9 protein-coding genes and 2 pseudogenes are annotated in these 9,736 nt (G+C 39.9%); 2 read left to right on the top strand and 9 right to left on the bottom strand.

Features of this window, described 5'->3' with window-relative positions; translation table 11 throughout:
- Positions 1 to 704: 704 nt before the first annotated feature.
- The 4 genes from ACGLXV_RS22690 to ACGLXV_RS22675 form a co-directional block, all read right to left on the bottom strand.
- A complete protein-coding gene (locus tag ACGLXV_RS22690) occupies positions 705 to 869 on the bottom strand; it encodes a hypothetical protein (protein ID WP_391560418.1) in 165 nt (54 codons plus the stop codon).
- Positions 870 to 1,069: 200 nt separating this feature from the next.
- Positions 1,070 to 2,467, bottom strand: coding sequence for an RNA-guided endonuclease TnpB family protein (locus tag ACGLXV_RS22685; protein ID WP_391560417.1), 1,398 nt, complete (start codon positions 2,465 to 2,467; stop codon positions 1,070 to 1,072).
- A 680-nt stretch (positions 2,468 to 3,147) separates the two neighbouring features.
- Positions 3,148 to 4,380: an NO-inducible flavohemoprotein gene (hmpA, locus tag ACGLXV_RS22680; RefSeq protein WP_391560416.1), complete on the bottom strand. Its 1,233-nt coding sequence runs from the start codon at positions 4,378 to 4,380 to the stop codon at positions 3,148 to 3,150.
- A gap of 156 nt (positions 4,381 to 4,536) precedes the next feature.
- Positions 4,537 to 4,968 (bottom strand): VOC family protein, encoded by a 432-nt coding sequence (locus ACGLXV_RS22675; protein WP_391560415.1) that lies wholly within the window; start codon positions 4,966 to 4,968, stop codon positions 4,537 to 4,539.
- A 205-nt stretch (positions 4,969 to 5,173) separates the two neighbouring features.
- On the opposite strand from ACGLXV_RS22675, the gene ACGLXV_RS22670 reads away from it, so the two are divergent.
- Positions 5,174 to 5,341, top strand: coding sequence for a hypothetical protein (locus ACGLXV_RS22670; protein ID WP_391560414.1), 168 nt, complete (start codon positions 5,174 to 5,176; stop codon positions 5,339 to 5,341).
- A gap of 84 nt (positions 5,342 to 5,425) precedes the next feature.
- Here the strand turns inward: ACGLXV_RS22670 and ACGLXV_RS22665 are convergent, their stop codons facing one another.
- Together ACGLXV_RS22665 and ACGLXV_RS22660 are read right to left on the bottom strand one after the other, a co-directional pair.
- Positions 5,426 to 6,868: a SulP family inorganic anion transporter gene (locus tag ACGLXV_RS22665; protein ID WP_391560413.1), complete on the bottom strand. Its 1,443-nt coding sequence runs from the start codon at positions 6,866 to 6,868 to the stop codon at positions 5,426 to 5,428.
- A 330-nt stretch (positions 6,869 to 7,198) separates the two neighbouring features.
- Positions 7,199 to 7,390, bottom strand: a complete 192-nt coding sequence (locus ACGLXV_RS22660) for a hypothetical protein (RefSeq protein ID WP_391560412.1) — start codon at positions 7,388 to 7,390, stop codon at positions 7,199 to 7,201.
- A gap of 226 nt (positions 7,391 to 7,616) precedes the next feature.
- Here ACGLXV_RS22660 and ACGLXV_RS22655 point away from each other — a divergent pair, with 226 nt between their 5' ends.
- Positions 7,617 to 8,054: a GNAT family N-acetyltransferase gene (locus ACGLXV_RS22655; protein ID WP_391560411.1), complete on the top strand. Its 438-nt coding sequence runs from the start codon at positions 7,617 to 7,619 to the stop codon at positions 8,052 to 8,054.
- A gap of 51 nt (positions 8,055 to 8,105) precedes the next feature.
- On the opposite strand, the gene ACGLXV_RS22650 is transcribed toward ACGLXV_RS22655, so the two are convergent.
- The 3 genes and pseudogenes from ACGLXV_RS22650 to ACGLXV_RS22640 all read right to left on the bottom strand — a co-directional run bounded on the left by ACGLXV_RS22650 (position 8,106) and on the right by ACGLXV_RS22640 (position 9,668).
- Entirely contained in the window at positions 8,106 to 8,480 is a 375-nt protein-coding gene (locus ACGLXV_RS22650) for a DoxX family membrane protein (protein ID WP_391560410.1), read from the bottom strand.
- Between the two features lie 131 nt (positions 8,481 to 8,611).
- A pseudogene (locus tag ACGLXV_RS22645) lies at positions 8,612 to 8,788 on the bottom strand (metal-dependent hydrolase); the annotation flags it as partial.
- A 10-nt stretch (positions 8,789 to 8,798) separates the two neighbouring features.
- A pseudogene (locus tag ACGLXV_RS22640) lies at positions 8,799 to 9,668 on the bottom strand (SDR family oxidoreductase).
- Between the last annotated feature and the right edge of the window lie 68 nt (positions 9,669 to 9,736).

The following is a 9,736-nucleotide window of genomic DNA, read 5'->3' as shown; positions in this document are numbered from 1 at the left end:
GATTCTTGACGTAGATGATCGACCAACAGACGTTGTTCAGCGGTTAGACGTAAGGGGATTTTGGATACCAGTACATCCCCAGTGGGCACATTCCGTTTGCTTTTCTTGGCTCCCATGCCTTTCACCACCTCTGTTTAACAGGAACGTATATTCCTATTTTACCATATTCTGGTAGCGAAAAACAGCGATTTATCCCCCACCTACGAAAAAACATTCGTGGAGGTGGGGGTCTTCTCGCTAGTCATGATAAATGTAACAAAAACAGGTCTTAAATAATCAAACGTTGCAAAACCGTGCATACTATCCCTCCTAAAAATTCCTACATTACCATAATAACTAAAGTAACCGTTTGTTCAATAAAACAAAGAGGACCGATGACATCTTTTCCCTCGATTTTGATTGGTTACAGGTCATTATTTTCTTCATTTTTATTCAGTAGACAAATTAGTATAATTGCAGGTATTACAGCGACCAATATAGCTAAATATTCCACACCTATTCTCCCTTAAAAAAAATAAAACACCATGATAAATGTTCTATATCATGGTGTTTTTAAAAATATGTATCACTCAACCAATTCAGTGGTAATTTTACCACAATTTTGCATTTCATATAAACTGACTAAATACCTAAATCATAAAAATCCTTAAAATTATCCTTTGTTCAACTAATGATCACCGTTAGTCGAACAATTGCTGAATAAATTAAATTTTCCCTTTATTACTTACAAGGTCCACCTTTAGTAATTGAACATCATATTCATATGCTTTATAAACCGTAACAATGTCAACGAGAAGGAATTTAATTTTATCAAATTTCTTACTTTTCCTGATTGTTTTGAATGTAGCTAGAAAAGAATTATTGGTCATTCTGAAGCTCTCCCCATTGAAATGGGGAGGTTCTTATTTAGATACCTTCTTTCATGCTTGTGCATTCCAACTCAGTATGTTCAATAAGACTTTCACTATCTAATGGTTCTGACGAGTCTCCTCGTATCATCAACCTATAGTTGTAGAACTCACCACTTGACGATAGCCTAGCGCCCGCTTCAAGACGCAATATCATGTGTTTAAGCAATTAGCACTTCTTTTTTAACCTTTTCAATAATGGATTGATATTCCTGATAAAAGTCTTTAAATTCATTTACACAACGTTCGCGATCGACCTCTGTTAAGTTTTCCGTTACATTTTTAATCAGCCATGCTGAAAAAATATCCCGTTGAATGCCTATACCATTTTCTAAGATGTGCCATCGTTCCGATAACTTTTTCTTCTTATAGGTATCCGAAAGAGGGTCGTACTGAGAAGCTTTCACTTTCCATGTATTGATTTTGATTAATTCTTTCCCTATGTAATGTAATTTCCGATCCAAAATCGTTAAGAACATCGCGGGAGCTTTTAACCCGATCCGTTTTCCATACCTTGTTTTTTGTAAGGCTTTATAATTCATTTGCTCTACCTTAATCACGTCGCCCATGACCAACACTTGATTTGCCAGTCTTTCATGCGATTGTTTTCGGCAGGCTGCTAATTTACGTTCGATTTCTTTCAGTTGGTACCATGCTGTGATATAGTGTTTCGAACATTTCCAACGTGTTTGATCTTGTGGGTTGATGGTTCCATCCGGTAGATATTTATGAGGGTTCGTTGCTCTTCGGGAACGGTCCATCCGACGTTGAATTCGACGCTTCTCCTTAGACATATCCGCTAAATCATCACACAGAACGACCATACTCACTTTTTCGTTCGACACCATAGCCAGTGTAGAAATCCCTATATCCAAACCAACTTCACTAGAAGGGGATTCTTTCTTAGGTAGTCCTGATTTCTTTTCTGTCTTTACTGGAGGGATACCTTCTAAAATCAGTTGTACATAATATTTGATTTTTCCACGAATAATTTTGCGCTGAATGCGACAAAACTTAATTTTACGTGTTAATGATTTTTCAGCATAATCATCATTTTTGTCTATGACTACAGGAATGTTTAGTCCATTCCATTTTAAAATATCTCCTCGAAAAGTGATGCCGGACTTATTGGTTTTCCCTTCAACCGAATCCATAGTTCCAAACTTTTTAAAATGGACTTTCTTCGCCTTTTTATAAAGGAGATCTTTAAAAGAACTCCATGCTCTGGTAGCTATTTTTTGTGCTGTATTGGAATCGATGTGCCTATCGAAATGTTGATACATTCTCGTTACAAATGCATGAATTTTATATTCTTCTAATCCGTACTCTTGATTTAGAACTCGAAAAATGCGGTTTCGATCAGCACCCTTTGGTTGTTTACAATTCTCTATGTATCGAGGATCTTTTTTCATCTTATCGTATCGTATTAGCAGCTTGCCTAAGCAGGCGTTGAACATTTGGCGAGCAATATTAAATCTTTTCTCCAAAATATGTATTTGATAAGTTTCAAGTTTTAAATCTAGAGTCAGAATAAAAGAGGAAGTCTTTGCCTTTTTCACAGGATCACCTCGCTTCAACATAGAATGTTTGTTCTTATTTTACTATGGTTGTATGAATATGGCAAGCATTATTGTCGGACATCGGAGAGGGGATACCCCTCCCTTGTCCGAAGCGCATTCATCACCCCACTGAAGTAGAATGCGTCCTGCGCTTTAAACGTGAAATCAATTAGTGTGAATGGTTTAATGAATCTATCTTCACCATAAGTCCAATTTTTCAAAAATGATGGTAGAATTTCTTTGTCATGTTCTTCAAAGTCCCAATCAAACTTTATCTCAATTTTAAAATGTGTACCCTTTTTATGTTGAATGTAGGTGATTTATAAAATTGCTTCAATACCTACCCATGAAAAATCTTCATCTGTGTAATAATCAAATTCTTCTTCACCCATAAGAAAAATCCCCTCATTTATTGCAAACGGATGCTCAATCCACTTCTTCATTCGTTCGGAAAAGACAAGAGTTAACTAATCATAATTTAAGATGCGTTTCATTAGTGAAAATATGCCAATGACTTGAACGTTAACGCTAATAGATGAAGCCGAATAGACATTCGAAGATCTCGTGCCAATTCCCGTTTTATATAGGAAAAGTCTGACAGGGTCTGTCAGACTAGGTCATAAGTATGCAATTAAACTACTCATTTTGAGCCTCTTGGAATGAATCCTCCAATGAAGCGATTAGGAAACCATTTCCGAATCCTCCAAAACGTCAGCCGGTCCGAAAAATTCAAAGTGGATCTGATCTGCTTGAACTCCCCACTCTTTCAAGGCGGAATAGATCACCTTCATAAACGGGATAGGGCCACAGAAATAAAAATCAGCTTGATTGGATGGTAAGATGGACTTTAGCCATGCCAAATCAATGTACCCCTCTTTGTCAAATTTCCATGTAATGCGATCTTCTTCAGAAGGCTTTTCATAACATACATAAGATGTAACATGCTCGTGGCCAACCGCCAGCTGCTGAACATGTTCTCTCATGGCATGGTATTTGCTGTTGATGGCTGCATGAATATAGGTAACTGGACGATCGCCTCGGGCAGCGAGGGTATTGAGCATACTGACCATCGGGGTTAAACCCACACCGCCACTGATCAGCACAACCGGAATCTGTTTGTTCATATCCAGCACAAAATCACCTGCAGGCGCACTAATTGGGATGACATCCCCTTCCTGAACTTGGTTGTGTAAATAAGCCGAAACGATGCCTTGGGGATTCTGCCCAACCGCGTCCTCCCGCTTCACACTGATTCGGTAATAATCCTTTCCCGGAGCCTCTGATAAACTATACTGGCGAATATGGGTATAGGTTTCCCCATCCACTTCCGCTTTCACGCTGATATATTGGCCTGGTTGAAACAGCGAGATGGAACCTCCGTCTTCCGGCTTTAAGTAAAAGGAAGTAATGACTTCACTCTCCTTCACTTTTTTCACCACGGTAAAACGGCGAAAACCTTCCCAACCACCCTTTTGCTGCTCGGCTTCACGGTACATTTCCGCTTCTACTTGAATGAAGGCATCAGCAATGACTCCATATGCTTCTGCCCACGCTTGGATGATTTCATCCGTTGCCGCATTTCCTAGCACATCCTTGATGGCTGCTAATAGATTCCGGCCCACAATCGGATAGTGCTCTGGTTTGATTCCCAGACTTCTATGCTTTTGACCAATTTGCTTGACGGTTGACAGAATCGCTCCCAGGTTATCAATATTAGCTGCTGCTGCATACACGGCATTGGCCAGGGCAGTTTGCTGTCTTCCCTGCTTCTGATTGGCATGGTTGAATATATTCAATAATTCCGGATTGTTACTGAACATCAATTGATAGAATCGAGTTGTAATGGCTTTACCGTGGACTTCTAAAACAGGAACCGTCGATTTAATCATTTCAATTGTTTTCGGACTTAGCATGTTGATCCACTCCATCTATGTATGTTTTTAAACACCATTTAAAGTATTTATAACTTAATCATAGTGGAATTCAAATAAAATATTTGTGATATATATCACTGTGGTTGTGACTACATTATGAACTTTTGAAAGTGATTGAGAGATTCATAGGAGTATCTAAAACGAAAGCATTGCTCCACGTTCATCAAACACAGCAGTTGGATTCCAAGCCACTTCCCAAAGATTATTTTCTGGGTCAGCAAAATAGGCTATCCTGCCACCCCAAAAAGTATGATGTGGTTCGCGGAGTATTTTCGCTCCGGCCTCTCGTATCAAATCCATCGTTGAATCCACCTGCTCTGGACTTTCCACATTTATCGCAAGAGTTACGCCATGAAAAGACGCTTTAGATTTAGAGACTTCTACACCAACATCTTTTGACAATTCCTGAATGGGAAACAAGGAAACGAGAACGCCAGCTGTTTTTAAAACAGCAAAATTGTCGGAGCTAAACTCTGTCTCTTCCCAACCTAATCGACTATAAAAAGACCGAAGCTCTGGTAAATTTATAGCACCAATCGTGACTAGACTTACTCTTTGTGGAACCATTTACTCCCCTCCTAATCATAACTTTCCTAATTTTCTAATTTTACACTAAAATAATAATATATTTCAACTATGCTCCCGTTCACGAAAAGAAGAGCATCGATACTTGAAAAAACACGCTTAAATAATCCTTGGAAAAACGCTCGGACTAAGAGTATAATTAAAATAGTAAGCGTTTTCATATTTATGACCACTTGGGGGGATGATTGTGATTTTTGAATCTCAATACCGTCGGAAAGCCTGGGAGTCATGGGAGAGCGAAAAACAAATAGAGAAAAGGGAATTAAAACAAATTTTGGTGAAGAATCGTCATCTTAAATATCAACCTATTAAATATGCGATTGCTTTGATTACAGCATTTTTCATGCAACAGTAACGAGACAAACGCCAAGACTCATGACAAAACAAAAGAGACAGTGGTAAACTGTCTCTTTCATCCAAGGTACAAGCTCCAATGATATTAATGTCCTGAAGGAGAAGATATTCCAACTTGATCTACTAACATCTGACTTTCTTCATTTAGCCCAATAATTTCTACCTGTTTATGGAGTTTTTGGTATTTATATACGACCTTTGCGATCGCTGTTACCGCAGAATGATCCCAAACATGGGAGTTGCTAAAATCAATAACAATCCGCTCAGGGTCTTCATTAAAACTAAATTCATTTACAAAGTGGCTCATCGTTCCAAAGAACATTTGCCCGGACACTTTATAGATTTTCGTCCCATTTTCCACCGTCGTTGTCGTTTTCATCGTGGCCATCTTCCATCCGAAGATTAAGGCACTTAAAATCACTCCAGCCATTACTCCCTTGGCCAGGTCGTGTGTCGCCACCACAATGGCAACAGTCACAATCATCACGACAGCATCAGGACGAGGGGTTTTCGGCAAGGTTCGAAGCGATTGCCAATCGAACGTTCCAATGGAGACCATAATCATAACCCCAACTAAAGCTCCCATCGGGATTTGCTTCACAATGTCGCCCAACACCAAAATTAAAAATAGAAGGAACACCCCGGCAACCAATGCGGATAACCGTCCACGGCCACCTGATTTGACATTAATGACGGATTGACCGATCATAGCGCAACCTGCCATTCCTCCAAAGAATCCTGTCACCATATTAGCAATACCTTGACCTTTAACCTCTTGATCCTTGGAGCTTTTGGTTTCCGTCATTTCATCCACAATGGTGGCTGTTAATAAGGATTCTAAAAGTCCGACGATCGCTAGCGGAATGGAATAAGGTAAGATAATCCACAAAGTCTGCAGGGATAACTCGATGTTAGGTAAATGAAACATCGGCAAGGCACGAGTAATCTCCCCCATATCTCCCACTGTACGAATACCCAGTCCAGCATAAATGGAAATAGCCGTCATCACGATAATGGCGATCAGTGGCGATGGAGCGGCCTTTGTAAAACGAGGCAAGATATAAATAATTGCTAATGTTCCCGCTACCATCGCATACATCTGCCATGACTCCCCAACGAAGTGAGGAAGCTGAGCCATAAAAATCAAAATCGCCAACGCATTGACGAATCCTAGCATCACAGAGTGCGGAACAAACGTAATAAATCTGCCCACTTTCAAGATCCCAAGGATAAATTGAATGACCCCTGTTAATACGGTTGCCGCGAGGAGATACTCTAGACCATATTCCTTAACCAAGTCGACCATGAGCAGCGCCATGGCACCCGTTGCTGCCGAAATCATTCCCGGACGACCACCTACAAAAGAAATAATAACGGCAATACAAAACGATGCGTAGAGACCGACCATCGGATCTACTCCTGCAATAATGGAAAACGCAATAGCCTCTGGTATCAAAGCAAGCGCTACCGTCATTCCTGCCAGGACGTCACCTCGAATGTTGGAAAACCATTCTTGTTTTAAATTCATTGCCAACCTCTTTCTATTCAATTATTATGTTTGACTTTTCTCTCTCAGAAAAATCGGAGCCGTTGTACCTAAAGATATATGATACACGAGGCACCTCAAAATGGCTATTCTAATATAGCTGAATGTAAGCACTTGTATGGTAAATACCATATCAAATTCTTTTGTTTTCTCTTGTTTTCAAACTATTTGTTTGTAAACAGAAAAATCTCAGCTTTTTAGCTGAGATTTTGTACAGGAACCCTATGGTCGTGCTTACGAGTATTGTTCGAATCAAGTAACTTTTTGTGATGGTACATCGTACCATTTATAATCATCGTTAAGTTGAGGGGGTTATCCTTTAGTTAATTTCAATCCTCTTAATGACTGTAACTCGATTACATTCTGCTTATAGGCCAATAAACCATACATTCGATCTTTATGATAAACATCCTTATAGGAATATACCCACATCTTTTCGGTTTCATCGAAACCTAAATACTCCATCACATCTAATCTTTTTCTCAAGTCCTGAATGGTAACCACCCTTACTTCCCCTTTCTTTTCAAAGTCATATGTTATATAGAAAGACGGATTCACACGTCTTTATTATCAGATAATTGCCGATACTAATATTTTCGTTTTTACTTTATTTTTTATGGGGGTCATTTTTACACTCAACCATAGATTCAAAAATTATTTTTAGTATGTAAACGATGTCATAATTTGACTGTTTTTGTCGTTTAGTGCATAATGGTTCTGGTGATGATAAATGTATACATTTCTATCTGATGTTGAAACTGTCTTAGATCAACATGCAATCTCATATAATGAATATATCGAACCTGATCATGTTACTATTTTTACAAACGAAATGATGAGAGACCCCGGATTTTCCTATGATAATAAACTACTGGACATCTTCATTGAAAATGACCATCAAATGTTGTTTATTGGACTCCTTCGTCTTCCATTAACTTATCGTCGTAGACATATTGGTATTGAAATTGTGAAAAATCTACTAACTTGGGCGAACGAAAACGGGTACACCACATTTCTTGATAGTTGCGGAGATAGTACCCCCTTCTGGCATAATTGTGGATTTCAGCTCATTAAATACCATGATGGGTTCTATACCATGGGATTTGGGCAACTATACAAAGAAAAGTGGAAACAACATGGTCAACACTTGTTTGCTGATTTTCAGTGAACACATCTAAATAAGAAAAACCCGGTGTGCTTCACCAGGTTTTTCTCCTTTTCACCAAGACCAATCCGTAATCTCCAGCAACAATAAAGCAGCTGCTGCTAATGCTATATTCTTCATAAATTGATTCTTTTCTCCTACCTTTGTCATGGGATCGTCAACGGTCCAGAAATTATGCATAAGGAACGCACTTGCTACAAGGAAAACAACTAATAATCCAACTCCCCATCCAATGCAGTAGCCTGTCAGAATACTTAATCCGCCTCCTAAAAGCATCAAACCTGTGACGACTACGGCAATTCCCGGAGCTAGAACTCCTTTGTATGAGGTATACTGCTTCATCCCCTGATAATTAGAAAAGTGATTAACGCCTGAGTAGATAAAATAAAGTGCAAGGATAACCCGACCAACAAGAGAAATCCAACCCATAAGACCATCATCCCTCCATAGGATAATTAACTTACTTAATATACGTATATACACTAATGGTCTTTTTTATTCCTCCTTATTTTTGAAACATGAAGAAAAAGGAGCAGATGCGTCTGCTCCTTTTTCGTTTTCTAATGTTGATGTTCATCCACATATTTACCGTAATCCGGAATGGCAATACGGTCAAATTCACGGACCGGCTTTTGCAGGCTGTTTGACAACAACTCGCCTGACATCGATGATCCATGACCCATCACAGCGACAGTTGGTTTCAAGTCTTCCAATATCCGAACGGACTCCCAGGCTGCAACAAAGCCATTAACTGCTCACAAATTCCCCGCCATTGACATGCAGCATTTGTCCTGTCATGAATGAAGAATCATCACAGGCCAAGAATACATAGCTTGGAGCCAATTCTTCAGGTTGTCCGGGGCGTTTCATCGCTGTTTTCGACCCGAATTGGGCCACTTGATCTGGAGTAAACGTGGATGGGATTAACGGAGTCCAAATCGGTCCGGGTGCCACTCCATTTACCCGAATCCCTTTGCTTACAAGGGATAAGGATAAAGAACGGGTAAAGGTGACTATGGCCCCTTTCGTTGCTGAATAGTCAATGAGTTGTTCGTGTCCATTATAGGCGGTAATGGACGCCGTATTAATAATACAGCTCCCTTGCTTCATATACGGCAGGGCTGCCTTTGTCAGATGGAACATGGAGAAAATATTGGTCTTAAATGTTCTGTCCAGCTGTTGTGACGTTATGTATTCAATCCCAGGCTGCGGATGTTGCTCCGCTGCGTTGTTGACCAGAATGTCCAGACGGGTATAGACTTGGACCGCTTGTTGAATGGCATTTCGGCAAAACTCTTCCTCTCCAATATCTCCGGCGATCAAAAGGCATTTTCGTCCTTCCTCTTCCACCTGTCGCTTCGTTTCCTCCGCATCCTAATGCTCATTGAAATAACAAAGGGCAACATCTGCACCTTCCTTTGCATAGGCAATGGCCACTGCACGACCTATCCCGCTATCCCCTCCGGTAATTAAGGCTACCTTCCCTTTCAACTTCCCGCTGCCTTGATAATCATAATCTTCGGAAATGGGCAATGGATTCATTTCCGACTCAATACCTGGTATACGTTCTTGATGTTGTGGGGGTATTTTTGACGGGTAGCCTTGTTCTTTGCTCATTTTCATATTCCTCCCAATCTATTCCTTTTCTTACAATATGGCCTGACAAGTCTCTATTCATTCACAGA

The sequence above is a fragment of the Robertmurraya sp. genome, from assembly GCF_036676585.1.
Classification (GTDB): domain Bacteria; phylum Bacillota; class Bacilli; order Bacillales; family Cytobacillaceae; genus Robertmurraya_A.
Note: the sequence above shows the minus strand (reverse complement) of the source record. Positions and strands in the feature narration are given on the sequence as shown.